The sequence below is a fragment of the Agrobacterium sp. O3.4 genome (genome assembly GCF_041414895.1).
Taxonomy (GTDB): Bacteria; Pseudomonadota; Alphaproteobacteria; order Rhizobiales; family Rhizobiaceae; genus Agrobacterium; species Agrobacterium cucumeris.
The window spans coordinates 668,179-691,111 of sequence record NZ_JALPZP010000001.1; the positions used below are offsets into that span (position 1 = coordinate 668,179).

22 protein-coding genes and 1 riboswitch are annotated in these 22,933 nt (G+C 60.1%); of the genes, 12 read left to right on the forward strand and 10 right to left on the reverse strand.

Annotated features, from left to right (window positions below):
- Window positions 1–20 precede the first annotated feature (20 nt).
- Complete coding sequence (locus tag M0412_RS03230; protein ID WP_046798183.1) at window positions 21–335, reverse strand: DUF1883 domain-containing protein; 315 nt, start codon at window positions 333–335, stop codon at window positions 21–23.
- A gap of 252 nt (window positions 336–587) precedes the next feature.
- On the opposite strand from M0412_RS03230, the gene M0412_RS03235 reads away from it, so the two are divergent.
- The 5 genes from M0412_RS03235 (at window position 588) to M0412_RS03255 (ending at window position 7,358) form a co-directional block, all read left to right on the forward strand.
- Window positions 588–2,402 carry a methyl-accepting chemotaxis protein gene (locus M0412_RS03235; protein WP_269703925.1) on the forward strand — a complete coding sequence of 605 codons (1,815 nt, stop codon included), beginning with the start codon at window positions 588–590 and terminating at the stop codon, window positions 2,400–2,402.
- Between the two features lie 364 nt (window positions 2,403–2,766).
- Entirely contained in the window at window positions 2,767–4,077 is a 1,311-nt protein-coding gene (locus tag M0412_RS03240; protein ID WP_269703923.1) for an extensin family protein, read from the forward strand.
- Window positions 4,078–4,747: 670 nt separating this feature from the next.
- The gene (locus M0412_RS03245; RefSeq protein WP_269703921.1) at window positions 4,748–5,569 is read left to right on the forward strand and encodes a sulfite exporter TauE/SafE family protein; all 822 of its coding nucleotides are present in this window, start codon (window positions 4,748–4,750) and stop codon (window positions 5,567–5,569) included.
- Window positions 5,570–5,673: 104 nt separating this feature from the next.
- Window positions 5,674–6,600 (forward strand): ABC transporter ATP-binding protein, encoded by a 927-nt coding sequence (locus M0412_RS03250; RefSeq protein WP_142840157.1) that lies wholly within the window; start codon window positions 5,674–5,676, stop codon window positions 6,598–6,600.
- Window positions 6,597–7,358, forward strand: coding sequence for an ABC transporter permease (locus tag M0412_RS03255; RefSeq protein WP_142840156.1), 762 nt, complete (start codon window positions 6,597–6,599; stop codon window positions 7,356–7,358). The genes M0412_RS03250 and M0412_RS03255 overlap by 4 nt, the downstream gene beginning before the upstream one ends.
- Window positions 7,359–7,497: 139 nt before the next feature.
- Here the strand turns inward: M0412_RS03255 and M0412_RS03260 are convergent, their stop codons facing one another.
- The 5 genes from M0412_RS03260 to M0412_RS03280 form a co-directional block, all read right to left on the reverse strand.
- Entirely contained in the window at window positions 7,498–8,283 is a 786-nt protein-coding gene (locus M0412_RS03260) for an SDR family oxidoreductase (RefSeq protein WP_283159134.1), read from the reverse strand.
- A 23-nt stretch (window positions 8,284–8,306) separates the two neighbouring features.
- Window positions 8,307–9,266, reverse strand: coding sequence for a sugar-binding transcriptional regulator (locus M0412_RS03265; RefSeq protein WP_003520399.1), 960 nt, complete (start codon window positions 9,264–9,266; stop codon window positions 8,307–8,309).
- 20 nt (window positions 9,267–9,286) lie between these two features.
- The gene (locus M0412_RS03270) at window positions 9,287–10,756 is read right to left on the reverse strand and encodes an FGGY family carbohydrate kinase (protein WP_269699829.1); all 1,470 of its coding nucleotides are present in this window, start codon (window positions 10,754–10,756) and stop codon (window positions 9,287–9,289) included.
- 116 nt (window positions 10,757–10,872) lie between these two features.
- Window positions 10,873–11,829 (reverse strand): transketolase family protein, encoded by a 957-nt coding sequence (locus M0412_RS03275; protein ID WP_269699828.1) that lies wholly within the window; start codon window positions 11,827–11,829, stop codon window positions 10,873–10,875.
- A complete protein-coding gene (locus M0412_RS03280) occupies window positions 11,829–12,638 on the reverse strand; it encodes a transketolase (protein WP_052817934.1) in 810 nt (269 codons plus the stop codon). The genes M0412_RS03275 and M0412_RS03280 overlap by 1 nt, the downstream gene beginning before the upstream one ends.
- A gap of 230 nt (window positions 12,639–12,868) precedes the next feature.
- Between M0412_RS03280 and M0412_RS03285 the strand changes: the two genes are divergently transcribed.
- From M0412_RS03285 to M0412_RS03300, 4 genes are all read left to right on the forward strand, one after another.
- Entirely contained in the window at window positions 12,869–13,849 is a 981-nt protein-coding gene (locus M0412_RS03285; RefSeq protein WP_127758017.1) for an ABC transporter permease, read from the forward strand.
- 132 nt (window positions 13,850–13,981) lie between these two features.
- Window positions 13,982–14,911 carry a sugar ABC transporter substrate-binding protein gene (locus tag M0412_RS03290; RefSeq protein ID WP_065115989.1) on the forward strand — a complete coding sequence of 310 codons (930 nt, stop codon included), beginning with the start codon at window positions 13,982–13,984 and terminating at the stop codon, window positions 14,909–14,911.
- A gap of 117 nt (window positions 14,912–15,028) precedes the next feature.
- Window positions 15,029–16,507, forward strand: coding sequence for a sugar ABC transporter ATP-binding protein (locus M0412_RS03295; RefSeq protein WP_269699827.1), 1,479 nt, complete (start codon window positions 15,029–15,031; stop codon window positions 16,505–16,507).
- A gap of 14 nt (window positions 16,508–16,521) precedes the next feature.
- Complete coding sequence (locus tag M0412_RS03300; protein ID WP_142840153.1) at window positions 16,522–17,310, forward strand: SDR family oxidoreductase; 789 nt, start codon at window positions 16,522–16,524, stop codon at window positions 17,308–17,310.
- Between the two features lie 241 nt (window positions 17,311–17,551).
- Here M0412_RS03300 and ribB read toward each other — a convergent pair whose 3' ends face one another.
- Window positions 17,552–18,193 carry a 3,4-dihydroxy-2-butanone-4-phosphate synthase gene (gene ribB, locus M0412_RS03305; RefSeq protein WP_080816685.1) on the reverse strand — a complete coding sequence of 214 codons (642 nt, stop codon included), beginning with the start codon at window positions 18,191–18,193 and terminating at the stop codon, window positions 17,552–17,554.
- 121 nt (window positions 18,194–18,314) lie between these two features.
- Window positions 18,315–18,465, reverse strand: a riboswitch (FMN riboswitch).
- Between the two features lie 293 nt (window positions 18,466–18,758).
- Here ribB and M0412_RS03310 point away from each other — a divergent pair.
- Window positions 18,759–19,361: a hypothetical protein gene (locus M0412_RS03310; protein ID WP_269699826.1), complete on the forward strand. Its 603-nt coding sequence runs from the start codon at window positions 18,759–18,761 to the stop codon at window positions 19,359–19,361.
- Window positions 19,362–19,628: 267 nt separating this feature from the next.
- On the opposite strand, the gene M0412_RS03315 is transcribed toward M0412_RS03310, so the two are convergent.
- Genes M0412_RS03315 through M0412_RS03325 form a run of 3 tightly spaced genes read right to left on the reverse strand, consistent with a single transcriptional unit; the run spans window position 19,629 to window position 21,329 of the window.
- Complete coding sequence (locus M0412_RS03315; RefSeq protein WP_269699825.1) at window positions 19,629–20,336, reverse strand: TIGR02281 family clan AA aspartic protease; 708 nt, start codon at window positions 20,334–20,336, stop codon at window positions 19,629–19,631.
- Complete coding sequence (locus tag M0412_RS03320) at window positions 20,333–20,524, reverse strand: DUF1289 domain-containing protein (protein ID WP_269699824.1); 192 nt, start codon at window positions 20,522–20,524, stop codon at window positions 20,333–20,335. The genes M0412_RS03315 and M0412_RS03320 overlap by 4 nt, the downstream gene beginning before the upstream one ends.
- A 19-nt stretch (window positions 20,525–20,543) precedes the next feature.
- A complete protein-coding gene (locus M0412_RS03325) occupies window positions 20,544–21,329 on the reverse strand; it encodes an adenosylcobinamide-GDP ribazoletransferase (protein WP_309568466.1) in 786 nt (261 codons plus the stop codon).
- A gap of 152 nt (window positions 21,330–21,481) precedes the next feature.
- Between M0412_RS03325 and cobT the strand changes: the two genes are divergently transcribed.
- A complete protein-coding gene (gene cobT / locus M0412_RS03330) occupies window positions 21,482–22,516 on the forward strand; it encodes a nicotinate-nucleotide--dimethylbenzimidazole phosphoribosyltransferase (protein ID WP_142840148.1) in 1,035 nt (344 codons plus the stop codon).
- An 8-nt stretch (window positions 22,517–22,524) separates the two neighbouring features.
- Complete coding sequence (locus M0412_RS03335; protein WP_269699822.1) at window positions 22,525–22,929, forward strand: diacylglycerol kinase; 405 nt, start codon at window positions 22,525–22,527, stop codon at window positions 22,927–22,929.
- Window positions 22,930–22,933: the final 4 nt, after the last annotated feature.

A 22,933-nucleotide genomic window follows, 5' to 3' on the forward strand; every position in this document is an offset into this window, starting at 1 on the left:
GCCGAAATGCTTTGAAGAAATCAGGACGCTTTGCGCTGCGGCGCGACCTGCGGCTGTGCCGGCAGCATCTTTACCGAGGACTCCGCCAGGCCACTATGCCCCTCGGCGTCGATCACCAGGTGCCAGTGCATCGTTTCCGGAATGGCGATGCGGATCGGTGATTTTTTCGCGACGCCGCCGAGATATTTGAAGTCGAGCAGTTCGGTGAAGCGCTGGAAATTCGCGCCTGTCATCAGCCGCACATTGTTGACGGCCGACAGCGATATTTCAATGGTCGTCCCAGCCCGCAATTCCTTCAGGTCGTAATGCGTAAAGCGGAAATTCGGCCGTGCCATCGCGTGCTTCCCATACCGTATATTTGGCAAAGGAGGATAGGACGCCAGAGTTAACGAGCCCTTTAAAGCCATGGGTGCGCCTGTCGAATTTCGGACAGCCATGCCGCTTTTGAGTGACTGTGGAGAGTATCGACGGGTTTCACGGAGACGGCCGGGAATAATACTAACGTATAAGATGCGTATTTAATGATAATAAATTTTTCAACTTTAACATCGGCTGATGGGAATGCCATCGTCGGCGTTGGGGGGAATATGAAAAACGTTACGATATCTATGCGTCTTTATGCGCTTGTCGCATTGTTTCTGACAATATTGACCGCGGCGCTGACATTCAGCCTTTTTGAAACCTTCCACGAGATGGAGCGCGAGCGCAAAGCCGGGCTTGCGGCGATGAACGAAACCGCCGTTGCCATTCTCGAGCAATATTATCGTCTGGAGCAGAGTGGCAGCCTGACACGGGAAGCCGCGCAGCAGCAGGCCAAAACGACAATCGCGGCGATGCGTTATGGCAATGGCAGCGGTTATTTCTGGATCAACGACATGCATCCCAATATGGTGATGCATCCGATCAAGCCTGAAATGAACGGCACCGACCTTACCGCCAACAAGGATCCGAACGGTAAGGCGCTGTTCGTCGAATTCGTGAACACGGTGAAGGCGGGTGGTCAGGGTTTTGTCGATTATTATTGGCCGAAACCCGGCGCGCCGGACCCGGTGGAGAAGTTTTCCCATGTCGCCGGTTTCGCCCCCTGGGGATGGATTGTCGGTACCGGTGTTTATGTGGACGATCTTGAGGCGGTGTTCTGGAGCGATGCCTATTTCAACATCGGTCTGTGCGTTCTGTCTGCCCTTCTGGTCATCGGCGTGGCAGCTGCCGTCGTGCGCAGCGTGACGCGACCGATCGATCTTATTCGCCAGAGCATGAAGCGGATCGCCGATGGTGACGGCGCGGCCGAAATCCAGTTCGCTGACCGCCGCAACGAAATCGGCGCGATTGCCAAGACGCTTCTGGTCTTGCGTGACAGCGTCAATGAGCGCAGCGCCCTGCAGGCCCGTGAGGCTGACCAGCAGCGGGCACTGGAAGAGGCGCGGCGGGGCAATGAAACGGTTCTGCGCTCCGCGTCTGAACGTCAGGCCCATGCCATGACCCAGCTCGGCAATTCGCTGGAGGCGCTTGCCAATGGCGATCTGACCGTCGAGCTTGCCGATATTGGCGCGGATTATGAAAAACTGCGCATGGATTTCAATCGTGCGGTTGGCGCATTGCACGGCGCCATCGAGGCGATTGCCCGAACCGGCGATGTCGTTAATGACAGCGCCTCCGATATCAGCGGCGCGACGGGTAATCTTTCACGCCGGACCGAACAGCAGGCGGCGGCGCTGGAGGAAACGGCAGCGGCCCTTGACGAGATTACCGCCACCGTGCGCACCGCTTCTGAACGGGCCAATGAGGCGCGGCAGATGGTGCAGGACACAAAAACCAGCGCCGGTCGCTCGGGCGAGATCGTTCGAAACGCCGTCGATGCCATGGGCCGTATCGAGGATTCCTCCAAACGCATCGGTCAGATCATCTCCGTCATCGACGAGATCGCTTTCCAGACCAATCTGCTGGCGCTGAATGCCGGGGTTGAGGCCGCACGGGCGGGCGAAGCGGGACGTGGTTTTGCCGTGGTGGCGCAGGAGGTTCGCGAACTGGCACAACGCTCCGCCAATGCGGCCAAGGAGATCAAGACCCTCATCAACCGTTCGGCGGAAGAGGTCGGCGGCGGTGTCGCGCTCGTGCGTTCCACGGGCGATGCGCTGGAAGAGATCGTGGCGCTGGTCAACCGCGTCGAAGGTCATGTGAATTCCATCGCCACGGCGGCGCGGGAACAGGCGACCGGCCTGCAGGAGATCAATACCTCCGTCAACCATATGGATCAGATGACGCAGCAGAATGCCGCCATGGTGGAAGAGACAACGGCGGCCAGCCAGACGCTTGCCGAGGAAAGCCAGCAGCTGCGCTCGCTGCTTTCCCGTTTCGAACTCGGACACGGGGCAGGGCGCGAGGTTTCTCGGGCCGCGTGAGTTGATCCGCTTGGGGTAATTGGAGGGCGCGGCTTTGGCTGCGCCCTTAGCTTGTTGACGGACCTTCATCCACACTCGACGTCATCCTCGGGCTTGACCCGAGGATCCATCCCTCGTGCGGCTGTAGATCCTCGGGGCAAGCCCGAGGATGACGCTGGAAGATTTAAGCGTCGTTTGGTGAGGAGAGGTTTCAGCGTTTTCGTCATCGCCTTCGATGCAATTTCCGACGGCCCTTCACCATTCCCCGTGCCGCGAAACACAGCATTCGTTATTTCCTGCAACCAATAAGGTTTCGTTTACCTCATTTCTTTAAAATTTGACCTGTATTGCCGCGTTTGCGGCCGCTGAAGGTACAGGTTCTCGTATGGCGTATGTTTCCCTTCCGCGTCGTCTTGTGACGTTGCTGATGATTTCCACGGTCATGGTGTCGTGTTCGGCGGAAGGCCTCGTGCCACCGGCGGAGGTGGATGGCACCACGCGTGTCAGCGCCATAAGGTCGTCGCGGCAGCAGGGCTACAGCGCACCGTCAGGCGCGGTCTATCAGGCCGAGCGGGCCGGGCAGGCCTCCGATTATCCCGCAGCCGTGTCGCAGCCGATGCCGGAGCCTTACGCTTCGCAGGACCCCCTGCTGCAATCGCCACAGGGCGGACAGGGCTATTCCACACTCGACACCCAGCATCAGGCGCGCATGGCCGCGAGCGGCCACAGCACCCCGACGCAGACGATGCCAAATCAGGTGATGCCAAACCAGGCGACGCAAGGTCAGACCATGTCCCCGCAACCGATGGCCGGCAGCCAGATTGCTGAAGGTGAGGGTGGGGTGAACATGGATTCCATGCTGGGTGTGGAACCGGTTCGTGGACTCGCGGAAGAGCAGGATGCCGACATTGCCGAAGGTGTTTCGGAGCAGCCGGTGGTGGATGGTATCGGCACCGACAATCCGATGGCCGTTTCTTCTCCTCGCCGGCAGCAGAGCGCCGGTCAATCACGGTTGATACCGCCGCCACCCGTTGGCTCATCTTCCCGCCGCCAGCCGGTGGAGGAGGTTGCCATGTTGATGCCAAATGATCCGATGGCGCGCGGCGGGCAAAGCAACCGGTCAAGCATGCCGCCCGGCGTCATGCCTTCCTCTGAAGTTGCCTGTCGCTCCGAGCTGCGTCGTCTTGGCGTCGCTTTCCGCGATGTTGCGCGTATCGCCGATGGTCCGACCTGCGGCATCGATTATCCGATCGAACTCAGCGGACTTGCCAGCGGCGTCGCCATCCGCCCGGCGGTGAAGCTCAATTGCCAGGTCACGCTTGCCTTCGCCAAATGGGTGAAGTTCGAACTCGTGCCATCCTCGCGCTTCCGTTATCTCTCGGGCGTCGGCCGTATCACGCCGATGGGCGGTTATTCCTGCCGCAAGATGAATTCGCGCTCCAGCAACCCGTGGTCGGAACACGCGCGCGGCAACGCCATCGATATCGGCACCATCACGCTCAAGAACGGCAAGGAAATCGACGTCCGCAGCAAGAACTTCTTCGCCTTCCGCGAAAAGGCGCTGCTGAAGGCGGTGAGGTCCGACAGCTGCAAATATTTCTCGACCGTTCTCGGGCCGGGCAGCGATCCCAACCACTGGAACCATTTTCACTTCGACCTGCGCACCCGCAAGTCGGGTTACAGGCATTGCGATTAGAGCGGCGAGAGATAAATCGAAATCGGTCCCGCCGCTCTCAGTTTTTGTTTGAGCATCGGGTTTTCCGAAAACCGCAATGCAGTTTTCGTTCCGATGCTTCAGGTGTGAGCTTTCAGGAGGTTGTCCATTGGCAACTGGTCGAGGGTGGGTGTGGTTTACCCCCCTCTGCCCTGCCGGGCATCTCCCCCTCAAGGGGGGAGATCGGCAGGAGGCGCTACCTCCACTTCATTCTTAAGCTTCGAGATGAGCGAGACCTTGCCACAGATCGATCTCCCCCCTTGAGGGGGAGATGCCCGGCAGGGCAGAGGGGGGTAAGCCCCACGTACCCTCGACCTCAATGGACCCTCATTCCCGTCCCCGAAGTCCGAGGATGAGCCGCAATGACGGAGGGCGGGCGTTGGCATCCATCTCCCAACACATATGTCCCTGTCACATGCACAAAAAAAGACCGGCCCGAAGGCCGGTGAAGAAGACTGCCTTATCGGGGGGATATCGGCGTCTTTGCAAGGGCATGCAATGGGACATGGTCCCAAGAAGTGGTCCATCCGGCGCGGATATGCGGCAAAAGACATCGCGCCGTACTGACCTGCGGCCAACATGGCTTGCCGCCCGTCTCTGATACGCTATGAGGGTCACATGTTTGTGACAACGGTCGCCGGGAGCCACCTTCATGCCGCCTGTTTCAGAGGTAATGGTCTTCGCTGCGGCGCTTGCGGCGGCCGGCGTCATCGCCGGCCTTCTCGCAGGGCTGTTCGGCATTGGCGGCGGCGCGGTTCTGGTGCCGGTTTTCTACCATGTCTTCGGGCTTCTGGATGTGCCTGAGGCAGTGCGCATGCATCTTTCACTCGGCACCTCGCTTGCCATCATCGTGCCGACCTCCATCCGCTCGTTTCTGACCCATCGCCAGAAGGGCGCAGTCGATATTGATCTGCTGAAGGGCTGGATCGTCGCCGTGCCGCTTGGCACCATCCTCGCATCCGTCGTGGCCGCCCATGCCTCCAGTGTTGCGCTGCGGCTGATCTTCGCCTTCATCGCGCTGGCGCTCGCCTTCCGGATGGTCTTCAACCGGGCGAGCTGGCATCTCGGTTCCGATCTGCCGCAAAGCCCGGTCCGGTTTCTGGTGGGCACCGGCATCGGCCTTCTCTCCGGCCTGATGGGCGTGGGCGGCGGGGTGATGAACAATACTTTCATGACGCTTTACGGGCGCACCATCCATCAGGCGGTTGCCACGTCCTCCGGCGTCGGTGTGCTGATTTCGCTGCCGGGGCTGCTGGGTTACATCTGGGCCGGCTGGGGTGATGCGGGCCTGCCGCCATTTTCAACCGGCTTCATCAACTGGATCGCCGTGGCGCTCTTGATCCCCATTACGCTCGTGGTCGCGCCCTATGGCGCGCGGCTGGCGCATGCGCTCAGCAAAAAGCAGCTGGAGCGGGCCTTCGGGGTGTTTCTGGTCTTCGTCGCGGCGCAGTTTTTCTACAGCGTTTACGGCTGATTTTCCTCGATTGCCGAACGCAGTGTTCAGGCCTCCGGGCTGGCATTTGCGCATTCTACGGCCTATATGGCGTGCATCTTACTCGGTTTTTCGAAAGATTCGCGATGAATGCCATTGTTTCGATACGGAATCTGACCAAATCCTACGCAAATGGCTTTCAGGCGCTCAAAGGCGTTAGCCTTGATATCAGAGAGGGAGAAATCCTCGCTCTTCTGGGTCCGAACGGTGCCGGCAAGACGACGTTGATCTCCATCGTTTGTGGTCTCGTCAATCCGGGTGAAGGTTCCGTTTTTGTCGGCGGGCATGATGTGGTGAAGGATTTTCGCCAGACCCGCGCCCTGATCGGTCTCGTGCCGCAGGAGCTGACGACCGACCAGTTCGAGACGGTGTGGAACACCGTCAGCTTTTCGCGCGGCCTGCACGGGCAGAAGAAGAACCCGGAACTGATCGAGCGCATCCTCAAATCCCTGTCGCTGTGGAGCAAGAAGGACAACATGCTGCGGGAGCTTTCCGGCGGCATGAAACGGCGTGTGCTGATTGCCAAGGCGCTGGCGCATGAGCCAAAAGTGCTGTTCCTCGACGAGCCGACCGCCGGTGTGGATGTGACCCTGCGCCGTGACATGTGGAATGTCGTCTCCGAGCTGCGCGCCAAGGGCGTCACCATCATCCTCACGACGCACTACATCGAAGAGGCGGAAGAGATCGCCGACCGCGTGGGCGTCATCAATGGCGGCGAGTTGCTGCTGGTCGAGGAAAAAACGGCGCTGATGAAGAAACTCGGCCGCAAGCAGCTTTTCCTTGAACTCGCGCAGCCGGTGGAGCAGTTGCCGGAAAGCCTTGCGCCCTTCGGGCTTACGCTTTCAGACGATCGCTGCACCATCACCTATGAAATAGAGGATAATGGCGAGCAGGGGCGCATGGCCGATCTTCTGGGTGCCCTTTCCGCCGCCAACATCCACTTCAAGGATATTTCCACGCGACAGAGTTCGCTGGAGGATATTTTCGTTTCGCTGGTGGGAGACCAGAAATGAATTTCGAAGCCATCAAGGCCATCTATCTTTTCGAAATGGCGCGCACGCGGCGCACCCTGTTGCAGAGCGTGGTGTCTCCGGTCATTTCCACCTCGCTCTATTTCATCGTGTTTGGAACCGCGATCGGCTCGCGGATTCAGGAAGTTGGCGGCGTTTCCTATGGCGCTTTCATAACGCCCGGCCTGATCATGCTGACGCTTCTGACCCAATGTATCAGCAACGGCTCCTTCGGCATCTATTTCCCGAAATTCACCGGCACGGTCTATGAAATATTGTCCGCGCCCGTCTCGATGACGGAAATCGTCGCCGGTTATGTCGGGGCGGCGGCGACCAAGGGGCTGATGATCGGCACGATCATTCTGATCACGGCCACGTTCTTCGTGGATATCCACATTGCCCACCCGTTCATGATGGTGCTGTTCTTTGTGCTGACGGCTGTCAGTTTCAGCCTGTTCGGTTTCATCATCGGCATCTGGGCGACGAATTTCGAGCAGCTGAACCTCATTCCCATGCTGGTGGTGCCGCCATTGACCTTCCTCGGTGGCAGCTTCTATTCCATCGACATGCTGCCGCCCTTCTGGCAGACGGTGAGCCACTTCAATCCGGTGCTTTATCTCATCAGCGGTTTCCGCTGGAGCTTTTACGAGATCGCCGACGTCAATCCCGTCATCAGCCTTGCGATGATCACGTTGTTCCTGGGGCTCTGCCTTGGCGTTGTCGCCTGGATGTTCAAGACGGGGTATCGGCTGCGTAACTGACATTGCGGATTACTGCCTGTCACTGAAGACTTCTCTACAGTGCCGTCATCCTCGGGCTTGACCCGAGGATCCATGGTTGCGTGGGGATGGATCCTCGGGTCAAGCCCGAGGATGACGGGAGCAGAGAGGTCGCGAGCCCTCAAGACATGATCAACCCACCGTCGACATTGATCGTCTGGCCGGTGATGTATGCCGCATCCTCGGAGGCCAGAAACGCCACCAGTGCGGCCACTTCCGCGGGCGTTCCAGCGCGGCGCATGGGGATGTTGCGTACCCATTCGGCCATTAGTTCGCCCGGCTTGTAATCGCCCAGCATCTGGCCCCAGACGCGGTCGTTATAGTCCCACATTTCGGTATGGATGATGCCCGGGCAAATGGCGTTGACGGTGATGCCCTCAGGCGCCAGTTCCTTGGCAAGGCTTTGGGTCAGGCCGATAACGCCGAATTTCGAGGCGGCGTAATGCGGGGTGTAGATGAAGCCCTGACGCGCCTGGCCGGAAGCGGTGTTGACGAGGCGGCCTTTGGTGCCGCTTTCGCGGAAGCGGCGGATCGCCTCCTGGCAGCAGAGGAACGCGCCCTTGGTGTTGACGTCGAGATTGAAATCCCACTGTTCCTGCGTCAGTTCCTCGATCTTGGAAATGGTGATGACGCCGGCGTTCTGGACGGAGATGGACAGCGGGCCGATCGCTTCTTCGGCGGCACCATAGGCGTCGCGCACGGCTGCCGCGTCGCGCACATCAAGGATGACGCCATGGGTGACCGCGCCAGTTTCGTCCGCCAGTTTTCTGGCGGCGTCATGGGTGTCCCTGTCGACAGAGGCGATGGCGACTTTCGCGCCTTCCTCGGCAAAACGGCGGGCGATGCCGTATCCGATGCCCTTATTGCCTCCGGTCACGAATACGGATTGACCTTCAAAGCGCCTCATGTCTCCTCCTTATGGGATTTTGGCTATGTTTCCTTGCCGACCAGTCGTTCGGCGGTGAATTTATCGGTGACGAGCACGTCGATCACACCGGTTCTGAGTGCGCCGGCAATCGCCTCGGTCTTTTTCGAGCCGCCTGCGAGTGCAATGACGCGGTCAACATTGGAGAGGTTTTCCAGCGGCAGGCCGATGACCCGGTCGTCGAGCGGCGTCTTCACCGGCTTGCCTTGCCTGTCGAAGAAGCGCAGCGAGATGTCGCCCACCGCACCCGCCTGGGCGAGATCGGCCAGTTCCTTGGCGGAAAAAATGTTGCCGGAACGGGCGAGAAGCTCCGATGGTTCGACCGCGCCGACGCCGACGATGGCGAGCGTGATCGACCCGAAGAGATCGATGGTTTCGCGCACGAAGGGATCGGCGAGCATCAAGAGCTTGGCTTCGCGCGAGGTGGCGACGCCCGGCACCGGCAGCAGTTTCGGTTCGGCCTCCGTCAGCCGCGCCAGCCGGGTGGTGATCTGGGTCGCATGCGTCTGCACGGAAGGATCGCCCATGCCGCCCAGTGTCTGGACGATATAACGCGCCTTGGCACCTTTAAGCGGGTGGATGTTTTCCACCATCTTGAAGATCGTCTGGCTCCAGCTGGAAACACCGATGATCTCGTTCTGCGACAGCGTCACCTCGAGGAAATGCGCCGCTGCCTCGCCGATGCGGGCCATGATCGCGCCGTCGCGATCCTCGCTGCAATCGACAACGATGGCTTCCGGCAGGTCGAAACGTTCGCGCAGCTGCGCTTCCAGATCGCTATAGGTACCGGGCGGTGGAATGATGCTGGTGCGGACGATGCCTTCGGCCTCGGCACGCTTCAACATGCGCGAGACGGTGGCCTGCGACAGGTTGAGATGCTGCGCAATTTCCGCCTGCCTTTTGTGCTCGCTGAAATACATCTGCGCCACGCGGGATATCATTCGAAGTTCGTTTAGCCTGCCCATAAGCCCTCCAGGGTGAATTTTTATTCACCATTACCCGAGGTTACAGGCAAGGTCGAGCGGGCAATCGCATCGCGCCAGACGCTGAGCCGCTGGCTGTTTTCGCTGGCGGACGGCGCGATGGTGTTGCCGTTGCTGTTCAACGCCGCGATGGCATCGAGATCGCTCCAGACACCGAGGGCGAGGCCGGCGAGATAGGCGGCACCCAGTGCCGAGGCTTCCGGCGCGTCACGCTGGATGACGGGGTGTTGCAGCATGTCGGCAACGCATTGCATCAGGAAATGGTTCTGGCTCGGCCCGCCATCCACGAACAGCCGTCCAAAGCCCGAAGGCGACTGCGCGCGCATGGCGGCGAAGACGTCATGGACCTGAAAGGCAATCGAGTCAGTGACGGCGCGGGCCATCTGGGCACGCGTGGTGCTGAAATTGATCTGGGAGAACAGGGCGCGCGCATTGGTATCCCAATAGGGCGCACCGAGGCCAACGAAGGCCGGCACGAAACCGGGACCGTTTGGCTCGGCAGTGGCGGCGAGTTCCACCAGCGCGGCGACATCCGGCAGGCCGAGAATCTCCGTCATCCAGGGCAGGGAGGCTGCCGAAACGAGAATATTGCCTTCAAAGGCAAAGGTTGGTTTGCCGCCGAGCCGCCATGCAACGGTGGTGGTGATGCCGCGTTCTGGCGCGATGAAATGCGGAAGGGTGGTCATCACAGATGAGCCGGTACCGAAAGTGACCTTGCCATCGCCGGGGTTGAAGGCGCCGTGACCGAAGAGGGCTGCGTGGCTGTCGCCGATGGCGGCGAGGATCGGTGTGCCGTCCTTGATACCGGGAACGCCCGATGTGGTGCCGAAATCGCCGCTGCTGTCGCGCAGATCGGGCAGGGTGTTGATATCGATGCCGAAGAGCTCGCAAAGCTCCTCGCTCCAGACCTGCCGGTTGAGATCGAGCACCTGGCTGCGGGCGGCGTTGGAGGCGTCGCAGGCATGGGCTTTACCGCCCGTGAAGCAATGGATGAGCCAGCTATCGATGGTGCCGACACGGAGCCTGCGGCCCTTCGGGGCACGCTCCAGCAGCCAGCGCATTTTTGCGCCGGGAAACATGGGGTCGATCGGCAGGCCGGTCAGCGCCATGACGCGCTCGGAATGGCCTTTCTCGATCAACTCAGCACAGTCTTGCGCCGTTCTTCGGCACTGCCAGCTGAGCACCGGGCCGAGCGGCTCGCCGGTCTCGCCATCCCATATGGTGACGGATTCGCGCTGGTTGGAAATGGCGATGGCCGCGACATCGATCGCAGAGGGGGCGGCAGCGAGGCAGGAGGAGATTGCTTCACGGACCGAGGCCCAGATGCGGTTCGGATCCTGTTCCACCCAACCGGGCTGCGGATAGGCGATGCCGACGGGAGATGAGCCGCGCGCCAGCAACTCTCCGCTTTCCGAGACGAGTATGGCCTTGGAATTGGTGGTGCCCTGATCGATGGACAGAATGGCGCGCATTACGTGGGTCTTTCGTCGGCAGTTTTTCGTTTCCGCCTTGCGGCGATTAAACGACGATATTGCAGAAAGGGTGTCGCCGCGCATCCGAAGACACGCGACGACTCTGGGAGGAGACCTTATTTTCTCTTGATCAGCGCTTCGGCCGCATCCGCAATGGCGGCCGGAGCCATGCCGAATTCATCCAGCAGCCATTCGGCCGAACCGGTGTGGGCAAAGACACCGGGAACGCCGAGACGTTTCATCGGTACGGGGGCCTGCTCAACCACGACTTCGGCAATGGCCGAACCAAGGCCGCCGAAGATCGAATGTTCTTCAGTCGTCAGGATCGCGCCGGTTTCCTTCGCTGCGGCGACGATCGCCGCCTCATCGATGGGGCGTACGGTCGCCATGTTCAGCACACGCGCCTTGACGCCACGGCTGGCCAGAATTTCGGCAGCCTTGACGATGCGGTGGGTCAGCGTGCCATTGGCGATCAAAGTCAGGTCGGAACCTTCGCGCAGCAGGTTGGCGCGGCCGAGTTCGAAGACATGGCCTTCCGGCAGAAGATCCGGCACGCCGACGCGTGACAGCCGCAGGAAGCAGGGGCCGGCATAGTCCGCCGCCCATTTGACGGCAGCGGCCGTTTCGATGCGGTCGCAGGGCGCGATGACCGGCAGGTTCGGCAGAACGCGGGTCCAGGCGAAATCTTCGATGGAATGATGCGTCGGGCCGAGTTCGCCATAGGCCATGCCCGAGGAGATGCCGATCAGCTTCACATTGGCGTTGGAATAAGCAAGGTCAGCCTTGATCTGTTCCAGCGCGCGGCCGGTGAGGAAGCAGGATGCGCCGCAGACGAAGGGTAATTGGCCGCCATTGGCGAGACCGGCGCCGACGCCGACCATATTCTGCTCGGCAATGCCGACATTGACGAGGCGCTCGGGGAATTTCGACTTGAAGCCGCCGAGCTTCGAGGAGCCGACCGAATCGTTGCAGACGGCGACGACCCTGTCATTGCCGGCGGCCAGCGCTTCCAGCGTTTCGGCGAAGGCGTCGCGGCAGTCATACAGCTTGGCGGCGGTTACGGGCGCGTTCATTACAATGTCTCCGAAAGTTCTTTGACGGCGATTTCATATTGTTCCCTACTCGGAACCTTATGGTGCCAGTCAACGCGGTCCTGCATGAAGGAAATGCCGTGACCCTTGTTGGTGTGGGCGACGATGCAATGCGGGCGGTTGCCGCGATGCTCCAGCGCCGGCACGACTTCCGCCATGGCGTTGCCGTTGATTTCGCTGACTTCCCAGCCGAAAGCCTCGAGCTTCGGGCGAAGCGGCGCGACATCATTGGTTTCCGAAAGCGCCGCACCCTGCTGGAAGCGGTTGTGATCGACGATCAGCGTCAGATTGTTGAGGCCGAATTGCGCGGCGGACATGATGGCTTCCCAGTTGGAGCCTTCCTGCATCTCGCCGTCGCCGGTCATGACATAGGTGTGGTAGTCCGCACCGGAAAGCTTGGCCGCCTTGGCCATGCCGACGGCAACCGGCAGACCGTGGCCGAGCGGGCCGGTATTGGTTTCCACACCCGGCACCTTGTTACAGTTCGGATGGCCGTTGAGGCGCGAATTCGGCTGCAGGAAGGTCGAGATTTCCTCTTCCGGGATGAAACCGCGCTTGGCCAGCGTCACATACAGCGCGCAGGCCGTATGGCCCTTGGAAAGCACGAAGCGGTCGCGGGCAGGGTTCTTCGGATCATCCGGCCAGATGCGCAGGACGCGGAAATAAAGGGCCGTCATGATGTCGATAGCCGACATTTCGCCGCCGACATGGCCCGCACCCGCTTCAAAAACAGCCTGTACGTCGCGAAGGCGAATCTGGCGCGCAATGCGCTCTAGCTCCTGGGACTGCATGGAATCCTCTTCAAAACATGCGTGTGAATATTTATGCATCTATTTATATAATTGCAGAGATGGCGTTTCTGTCAAGATGGAATTGCGGATTGTTTATCGTCAGGCGGCATCGGCATTGCCGTCAAAGCCCTATTGACAAGCTTCTCTCAACTGGCTTATGCATGTTTCGCCGATGATGAATAATTATTCTAATCGGTTTAAAAAATGCAAGACAGTCATCGGGAGGAGCCATGTCCGCGCTTGAACGCAATGAGGGGGTCACGCACACCAGGAGCCCGCTTGCCTGGCTGAGTGGTGCGACCGGACCGCTTTTGGGCCTGCTGCTGCTGTGTGTCTTTTTGACTTTCGCCAGCGAGAACTTCCTGTCGCTCCGAAACGGGCTCAACATTCTCGACCAGATCACCGTGCTCGGCATCATGGCCGTCGGCATGACCTTCGTGATCCTGCTTGGCGGCATCGATTTGTCAGTCGGCTCGGTGCTGGCGCTGTCGATGATGATCATGGGCTGGACGGCCAATGTCGCGGGCATGCCGATGGGCATGGCCATCGTGCTGGCGCTTGTCGCCTCTGCCGCCTGCGGCCTCGTGGTCGGTATTCTGGTGACGGCCTTCCGGGTGCCTGCTTTCATTGCCACGCTGGCGATGATGTCGGTGGCGCGCGGTCTCGCCAATATGATTACCGATGGACAGCAGATCGTCGGTTTTCCTGACTGGTTCATGATGCTGGCGATTGAGCGCCATTTCGGCGTGTTGACCGCAACCGTGCTGCTGATGCTGGTCGTGGTGCTTGTTACCTGGATTTTCCTGCGTTTCCGCTCCGAAGGCCGCACGGTCTATGCCGTTGGCGGCAACCCGGAAGTGGCGCGTCTTGCCGGCATTAACGTGCCGCTGGTGACGATCTGCGTTTATGTCGCCTGTGCGGTTCTGGCCGGTCTGGCCGGCATCGTTCTTGCAGCACGTCTCGACTCGGTGCAGCCCTCCAGCGGCTTCGGTTACGAGCTGGATACGATTGCGGCGGTCGTCATCGGCGGAACCTCGCTTTCGGGCGGTGCGGGCGGCATTGGCGGCACCCTCATCGGCGTGCTGATCATCGGCGTGCTGCGCAATGGCCTCAATCTGCTCAACGTTTCTCCCTTTTTGCAGCAGGTCATCATCGGTGTGGTCATCGTGCTGGCCGTGGGTGCTGAAACCTTGCGTCGCCGCAGAAGCTGAATTTGCCTGCGGATGGCGAAGAGCCGTCCGCGCAATAAACGACCCTCCCGGCATGGGAGGCGTGAAAAACGGCCGGAGGGGAGGAGGTTTGATCTGCCCGAAGGTCAACAATCAACAAATGGAGGAATAATCATGAAATTTTCACGCATTCTGCTGACATCCGCCGCCCTTCTCGCCATGTCGCTTGGCCAGGCCAATGCCGCCGAAGTCAAGAAGATTGGCCTTGCCGTCGCCAATCTGCAGGCGAACTTCTTCAACCAGATCAAGCAGGCCGTTGAAGCCGAAGCCAAGACGCGGGGCATTGCCGTCGTCACCGTTGACGCCAAGGGCGATGGCCCGACGCAGGTGAACCAGATCCAGGATCTGCTGACCCAGAACATCGATGCGCTGATCTATATTCCGGCCGGTGCCGCCGCTGCGACCGTTCCGGTAAAGCTTGCCAAGGCCGCCGGCGTTCCCGTCATCAACATCGACCGCAATGCCGATGGCGCGCCGGGCGATACCTTCCTTGCCACCGATTCCGTCGCCTCCGCCAAGGCGGTTTGCGATTACATCATCAAGCAGGCCGGTGGTTCGGGCAAGATGGTCATCATCCATGGCCAGAAGGGCACGACACCGGAAGTGGACCGCACCAAGGGCTGCATGGAATCGGTAAACGCCAATTCCGGCGTGAAGATCGTCGCCGAACAGTGGTCCAACATGTGGAGCCAGGATGAAGGCTTCCAGATCATGCAGAACATGCTGCAGGCCAATCCGGATGTTTCCATCGTCTTTGCACAGGCCGACGGTCTGGCGCTCGGCGCGGCCCAGGCAATCAAGGTCGCCAACCCTTCGCAGAAGATCGTCGTTGGCGGCTTTGATGGTGATACGGCAGCCCTTGAGGCGCTGAAGAACGGCGTGTTCGACGTGACCGCGACGCAGCAGACCCAGAAGATGGGCCGCATGGCTGTCGAAATGGCCGTCAAGATCGTCGGCGGTGAGAAGGTTCCGGCCGTGCAGCTCTCCGATGCGACGCTGACGACAAAGGAAAATGTCGAAGGCTTCATCGCCAATCATCCCTGATCCTGCTGCCCCGCGCGACCCATGGGATGCGCGGGGCATTCACTGGTTTGTCTTTAGGTTATTTCGGACGCAAGGCTTGGGCATTTCCGCTGCTTATGTGTCCTGGGAGGTCCCGTCATGCGCGAGCCGGTTCTTTCGCTCCGTGGCATCAGCAAACGTTATGGTCCGCTTGAGGTTCTGAAAGCCGTCGATCTCGATGTCTATCCGGGCGAAGTGGTGGCGTTGCTGGGTGAAAACGGCGCGGGCAAGTCCACGCTGTCAGGCATCATCGCCGGTTCGCGTGAGCCGTCCGAGGGCAAGATGACATGGCTTGGGCAGCCTTACGCACCTGCATCGCCACGCGAGGCGATCGACAAGGGCATCGTGCTCATCCACCAGGAGCTGAAGCTTCTGCCGGAGCTTTCTATCGCTGAAAATGTCTTCCTCGGCCGCTGGCTGATGAAGAACGGCGTTATCGACCGCGCCGAGATGGTGCGCAGAGCCCAGCAGCAGCTGGCGCGCCTCAATCTCCACATTCCCGCCACCCGCAAGGTGGCCGGCCTTTCGACCGCCAACCAGCAGCTGATCGAAATCGCCAAGGCGCTGGCGCTGGATGCGAAACTTCTGATCCTCGATGAGCCGACGGCGGCACTTGGCGGTGCGGAAACGCAGGCGCTGTTCGAGCAGGTGCGCAAGCTGCGCGCCGAGGGCGTCGGCATCATCTATATTTCTCACCGCATGGAAGAGATCAAACAGATCACCGACCGCATCGTGGTGTTGCGCGATGGTGAGCGGGTGCATGAATTTGCCGATAGCGCGACGCCGGTGCGTACCATCGTCGAAAGCATGGTCGGCCGCTCGCTGGAGCGACTGTTCCCGGCGTTGCCGGAACCGCAGGACAAGGTGGTGCTGGAGGTCAAGGGGCTGACCGGCGCGACCAATGCCTTCCGCGACATCAGCTTCGGCGTTCGCGCCGGCGAAATCCTTGGTATCGCCGGTCTTATCGGCGCGGGACGCACCGAGCTGGTGCGGGCGATTTCCGGTGCCGACCCGACGAGTGCGGGTGAGGTGCTGCTGGATGGTAAGGTGCTGGCGCTGAAAAGCCCGGCGGACGCGATAGAGAAGGGCATCGTCATGGTGCCGGAAGACCGCAAATTGCAGGGGCTGGTGGTGGAGCACGAGATCGGCGAGAACCTGATCTATGCCAATCTCGACCGCGTCGGCACCGGCTGGATCACGCCGCGCATCAAGCGCGCCTTTACCAAAGAGGCTATTGCCAAATTCGGCGTGAAGGGCCGCAGCGAACAGCCGGCATCGGATCTTTCCGGCGGCAACCAGCAGAAGGTGGTCATCGCCAAGTGGCTGGCCCGCAATCCGCGTGTGGTGGTGCTGGACGAGCCGACGCGTGGCATCGATGTGGGTGCGCGTGCGGGCATCTACGATATTATCGTCGGTCTGGCGAAAGACGGTGTGGCCGTCATCGTCGTCAGCTCCGATCTGGAAGAAGTGCTGGGCGTTTCGAACCGCATCCTCGTGCTTGCGCAGGGAAAACAGGCCGGCATCCTCAACCGCGACGAGGCCAACGACGTCTCGGTCATGGAACTGGCAACCATCTGAAGAAGGAAATATCGATGTCCACCATCACGCTCAACGCGCCGAAACTGTTCGATCTTGCCGGTCAGGTGGCTCTCGTCACCGGCGCCGGTTCCGGCATCGGCCAGCGGATCGCCATGGGGCTTGCCCAGTCCGGCGCCAATGTCGCGCTGCTTGATCGCCGCACCGATGACGGTCTGGCGCAGACGGCCGATTTTATCGCCAAGGCCGGGCGCAAGTCGATCCAGATTGCGGCTGACGTCACCAGCAAGCAGGCATTGACTGAAGCGGTTGCGCGTACTGAGGCCGAGCTTGGCGCGCTTTCACTCGCCGTCAATGCCGCCGGCATCGCCAACGCCAATCCAGCCGAGGAGATGGAGGAAAGCCAGTTCCAGACGATGATGGACATCAACCTGAAGGGCGTTTTCCTCTCCTGCCAGGCGGAAGCCAGTGCCATGCTGAAGAACGGTCGTGGTGCAATCGTCAACATTGCCTCCATGTCCGGCGTCATCGTCAATCGCGGGCTGATGCAGTGCCATTACAACGCCTCGAAGGCCGGCGTCATCCACATGTCGAAATCCATGGCGATGGAGTGGGTGGGGCGCGGCATTCGCGTCAACACCATCTCGCCGGGTTACACGGCAACACCGATGAATACGCGGCCGGAGATGGTGCATCAGACCAAGCTGTTCGAAGAACAGACGCCGATGCAGCGCATGGCGGGCGTCGATGAGATGGTCGGTCCGGCGATCTTCCTGCTGTCAGATGCGGCGAGCTTCGTGACGGGCGTGGATCTGCTGGTGGATGGCGGTTTCTGCTGCTGGTAGGGTTTTGGCGTCGTGGAAGTACTGACTTACTGGTCTGATGAACATAAACGTCCGCGCCAACCGGCGGTTCACCACACTCCACGTCATCCTCGGGCTTGACCCGAGGATCCATGGGCGGCCGAGTTGTGGATCCTCGGGTCAAGCCCGAGAATGACGGAGCTGAGAGGTTTCAGCGCTTCAGTTACGCATTTCACGCCCGGCTTGCGCCGGGCGTTTTTGTATTCACACCACAAGCAGCAGCTCACGCAACCTGCTTCTGCACCACGTCCTCGACAACTTCGCCCTTGAGGTAAGCAACGAGATCCTTGATCGTCACGACGAGCAGGCCGTGGCGTTCGGCGAAGACTTCGAGCTGGGGCAGGCGGGCCATGGTGCCGTCGTCATTGGCAACTTCGCAGATGGTGCCGGACGGGAATTTCCCGGCAAGACGGCAGAGGTCTACGGCGGCTTCCGTGTGGCCGGTGCGGCCGAGAACACCTTGCGGATTGGCGCGCAGCGGGAAGATGTGGCCGGGACGGGCGAAGTCTTCCGGGCGCGAACCCTCCGACACCAGCGCACGCACTGTCTCTGCCCGGTCGGCGGCGGAAATGCCTGTCGTGGTGCCCGGAATATAGTCCACCGAGACGGTGAAGGCCGTCTTGAGGGATTCGGTGTTGCGCGACACCATCAGCGGAATGTCGAGCGCGTCGAGGCGCTCACCCGGCATGGCGACGCAGACCAGCCCGCGCGCATGGTTCATCATGAAAGCGATCTGCTGCGGAGTGATGCTGTCGGAAGCGGCGATGATATCGCCTTCGTTTTCGCGGTCTTCATCGTCAACCACAATCACCATCTCGCCACGGGAAATGGCATCGATCGCGTCTTCAATTTTAGCAATGGTCATTCTATTTCAAGCCTTTCAAGGGGTTATGCCGTTTTGCGGCATTTTCGCGCTTCAAGAAGCGCCAAATATCCCTTGGGCGAACAATGCAATGCGAAACCCGCTCACGCGCGGGCGTCTTATGCCTTGTCCTCTTCCATCCGGACTATACCGTCGGCTCCGGCCTCTCACCGGATCTGCTGACCTTCCGGCTTTGGAGACCGGAAGCGCTCGCGGGCTCCGGGAAAAATCCCGATACCGCCGGTGGGGAATTGCACCCCGCCCTGAGAACAACACCAACATAAATTATCAAATGGGAAGGAATCAAGGGGCAATGGTTCGCTGGGCGGGGGCCGGGCAGAAAGAAATGTCTCGGAAGGGTGTTTCTACGAGTATTTTAATTCGCCGATTAATATGTCGCACCCTTACCGTGTTTTCCCATCGTGACCGATCTGACATCGGGGACGCAAGTCATAGCCCTGCCTATGATTTGAAACGGCGTCTTAGTATTGTTAATATTGGCGGATTATGATTTTTATATTGTCGTTATTACAAGATTTGTTTTTATTATATTTATGGAGATCGTTGCATGTCAGCGACGCAGCAAATATCTGAAAGCCCGCAATTGCTCGCTGCAGTGGTCGCGGCTTCCACAGCCTTCACGCTCTGGATACTTGGTCAATTCGTAGCCGTGGGCGTAGGATTCTGGAAGAAATCGCGAGAAAAAGAGAAATTTATCCGGTCCCTATATGCTGAAATCGACTTTAATACAGCCGATATGGCGATCTTTCTCGCAGCGCCTATTTCTTATGTGACCTTCAGGGAGCGCATCAAGGAAAACAAAGATTTCGTGCCGCATATTACAGATGCACGTCACACCCATTTCTATCTGAAGAATATCGATTCCATATCCGCCACTGGGCGAGAGTACATTGGAGATGTCGTCTACTTCTATGGTGTTCTGGATAAAATCCGCGCCAAGATAGATGGAATATACCGCAAGAGCTTCACCAATATTTCACTCGAGGGGCGGGAAAGCGCTATTCGGAGCCTCTATGAACATGCGGAGGAGGCAAAGAAAACCGGCGAGAAACTCTTGGAGACGATGGAACGAAAATACAGGGGATATAAACTGAAGCGAAAAATTCGTTCGCCGGGCGTTTCTAAAAACCAAAAAGCGCCGAAACCATAGTTCGACGCTTCGCTTCTCGCAGTGGAAAGACGTTCAGATCAAAGTAGGATGGGATCAGGACCGATCATGTAGAGAACTCCTGCGTTGAACATGTAATCTTGTCTCATGGCCAATGTGGGATGTCAATCATTTGCCGAGGTGGCGAGATTTTCCGGAAAATCCACTGTCTCCAGCGGTTCTGCGTCGCCCAAAGTTCTCGTTGTTGCTTCACATATATTGTGGCGAAAGCCTTTGATTTCAAGATGAGATGGCTTGTCCGAGATGAGTTTATCGATCCCGCAACCGCAATTCGTCCGTCTGCATCTGCAGCGAACCGAGCGTCGACAGGAAGCTCATGCCGAGCAGGCTCTGGCCCAGTTGGCCGTCCTGGGCGACGAGGGCAGGGATGTTGCGGCGCACGATCGGGCCGATGCCGATTTCCGCCAGGGTGACGGGGGCTGCTGCCGTGCGGCCATTTGCGGTCATAACAGGCACGGTATAGCGCAGGCTGCCGGTATCGATGCCGATTTCGGCGGCGTCGGCATTCGCCAGCACCACGGAGCTAGCGCCGGTATCGACGAGCATGTGGATGGTCTTGCCATCAACGCTCACATTCGCCTCGAAATGGCCGCTCATCGATTTGTGTAGCACGATTTCCTGTTCGCCGCCGGCGGTTGTCACCACCACGGCGCGGCCGGGCATCAGGCCACCCAGCAGCCGATCGCCGAAGGATTGCAGGTCGTAGCGATAGAGATAGAGCGAGACGAGGCCGAGGATGATGACGAGCCAGACGGCGAGCTGGCGGATGACGGTGCCGAAGCCACCGCGTCTTCCGGCCAGGATGCCGACCGACAGGAGGCCGGCAATGGGCACGAGATAGAGGGCCTGTGCGAATTGATCATTATCGAGGCCGAATGTGCGGCCACCATCGTGATTGATGAGAAGCAGGCCGAGGCCCACGGCGAGGAGAAGGAGAACGATGGTCAACCTGTTCATGCGGTATGCGTCTCCTTGGCGGTCTCGCTCAAATTTTCCAGTCTTTGCGGCAGCGCCTGCATGATCGCGCGGCGCTTCTCGTCGCTATAGCCTGTCCAGCCGCCGATTTCATCCAGCGTGCGGCCGCAGCCGATACAGAGGCTGTTGGTCGCATCGAGGCGGCAGATATGGATGCAGGGTGTTTCCATGACGATCTATATCAGACCGTTACGTCGCAAGGGCAAGGGCGACGAGAGTAACGATCTCCGTGATCTGCTGGCAGGCGCCGATGGTATCGCCGGTATGGCCGCCGATCTTCCGGTCGCACAGCCTGCCGAACAGTACGGTGGCCAGAATGGCTGCCGCCAGCACAAGTGCAATCGACAGAAGAGGCAAAGTGTGCAGCGTGAAGAGAATGAAGACGAGCAACCCGATCGCCAGTGCGATATTGCGCTCGGTTTCGCCGGGTTGGCCGGCGCCGGCGGCAATGCCGGAGGTTTTGGCGGCGGGCAGGGCCTGCCAGTGCCACACCATCAGGGAACGGCTCAGGACAAGTGCGGCGATAAGGCCGGCGGCGGCAGTTTTAGCGGGAAGTGTCTCGATCAGCGATGCGAGTGCGGTGGCGCGCAGGGCAAAGGACAGCACCATGGCGATGGTGCCATAGCTGCCGATGCGGCTGTCCTTCATGATCTCAAGCGTGCGCGCCTTGTCCTTGCCTGCGCCAAAACCATCGGCCATATCGGCTAGCCCATCCTCATGCAGTGCTCCTGTCAGAAGCGCCGTGAGGGCGATGGCGAGCCAGCCGGTGAGCTGCGGCGAGGCATCGAAAGTAGCGAAAATCACCACCAGAAAAGCCGCGGGCAGGGCGATCAGCAGGCCGGCGGCGGGAAAGGCGCGGGCGGTGCGGCGCATCGACACGCCATCGGCATTTTCGAAAAACCGCGAAGGAACCGGCAGGCGGCTGAGAAAGGCAACGGAATGCATGACATCTGTTATAAAATCCCGGGCCTTCATGCTCTCTCCGTTGCTGCACTTGCATTTCCGGTTGTTCCGCGGCGCATCCGCGATTATGAGAGGCGCAACAAAGACCGATTTGCCGGAAAACACAAGTTCCGGACGCATGAGCCGATGCGACAGCCAACCCGGCTACGAAAGAGACCGACACCATGAGCATGAGCGGATTGCCCTTCGACGATTTTCGCGCGCTGTTGCGTGAGCTTCCCGGCCCGGAGACGCACGCGCTGGTGGCGGCCAAGGAGCGCAATGCGCAGCTGACCAAGCCTGCCGGTTCGCTCGGCCGCCTTGAAGAAATCGCCATGTGGCTGGCGGCTTGGTCCGGCCGTTCGCCCGCCGTCACCCGTCCGCTGGTGGCGATTTTCGCCGGCAATCATGGTGTCACCCGTCATGGTGTTACGCCCTATCCGACTTCCGTGACCCAGCAGATGGTGGAGAATTTTGCAGCCGGCGGTGCTGCCATCAACCAGATCTGCGTCGCCAATGATCTCGGCCTGAAGATATTCGACCTGGCGCTTGATTATCCGACCGGCGACATAACCTGCGAGCCGGCCCTTTCGGAGCGCGACTGTGCGGCGACCATGGCCTTCGGCATGGAAGCGATCGCCGGCGGGACCGATCTTCTCTGCGTCGGTGAAATGGGCATTGGCAACACCACGATTGCGGCGGCGATCAACCTCGCGCTCTATGGCGGCACGGCGGAAGAATGGACCGGCCCCGGCACCGGTTCGGAAGGCGAGGTCATGGCCCGCAAGATCGCGGCGGTGAAGGCCGCTGTCGAGTTCCATAAGGACCACCTGTCCGATCCGCTGGAAATCATGCGCCGCCTCGGCGGACGCGAGATTGCGGCAATTGCCGGCGCTATCCTCGCGGCGCGCGTGCAGCGTATTCCCGTGCTGATCGACGGTTATGTGGCAACCGCCGCTGCCGCCCTGCTGAAGGCCGCCAATTCTTCGGCGCTTGATCATTGCCTGATCGGCCATGTCTCGGGTGAGCCCGGCCATCTCGCCGCCGTCGAAAAGCTTGGCAAGACGCCGCTTCTGGCGCTTGGCATGCGGCTGGGCGAAGGCACCGGTGCGGCACTGGCCGCCGGCATCGTAAAGGCTGCCGCGGCCTGCCATTCCGGCATGGCGACTTTCGAAGCGGCGGGTGTGGACACCCGCATCAGCCCCCGCACCGATCATTGAGGCCGAAGATGGACGCGACGCCGCAAAAGAAGCAAACCGAACCGGCATTCCGCAAGGAAAAAGGCTGGCGGCACCTTTTCGCCGCTGCCCGCTATTCCGTGCAGGGGCTGGGCCGGCTGTGGCAGGAAGCGGCGTTCCGGCATGAGGTTCTGGCTTTCGGCGTCGGGCTTGGCCTGCTTCTCATCGTCGCTGCGCCTTTTGCGCATCTTCTCGCCTTCACTGTGCTGATGTTGCTGCTGTTTGCGGTCGAGGCGCTCAATACCGCGATTGAGGAGCTGGTGGACCGCATTTCGCCGGAAATTTCCTCGGTCGGGCGACATGCCAAGGACCTCGGCTCCTTCGCCGTGTTCTGCCTGTTGATGGCGAACGGATTCTTCGTGCTTTATTCGCTGGTAACGACGTTGTTCTTCTGAGGCC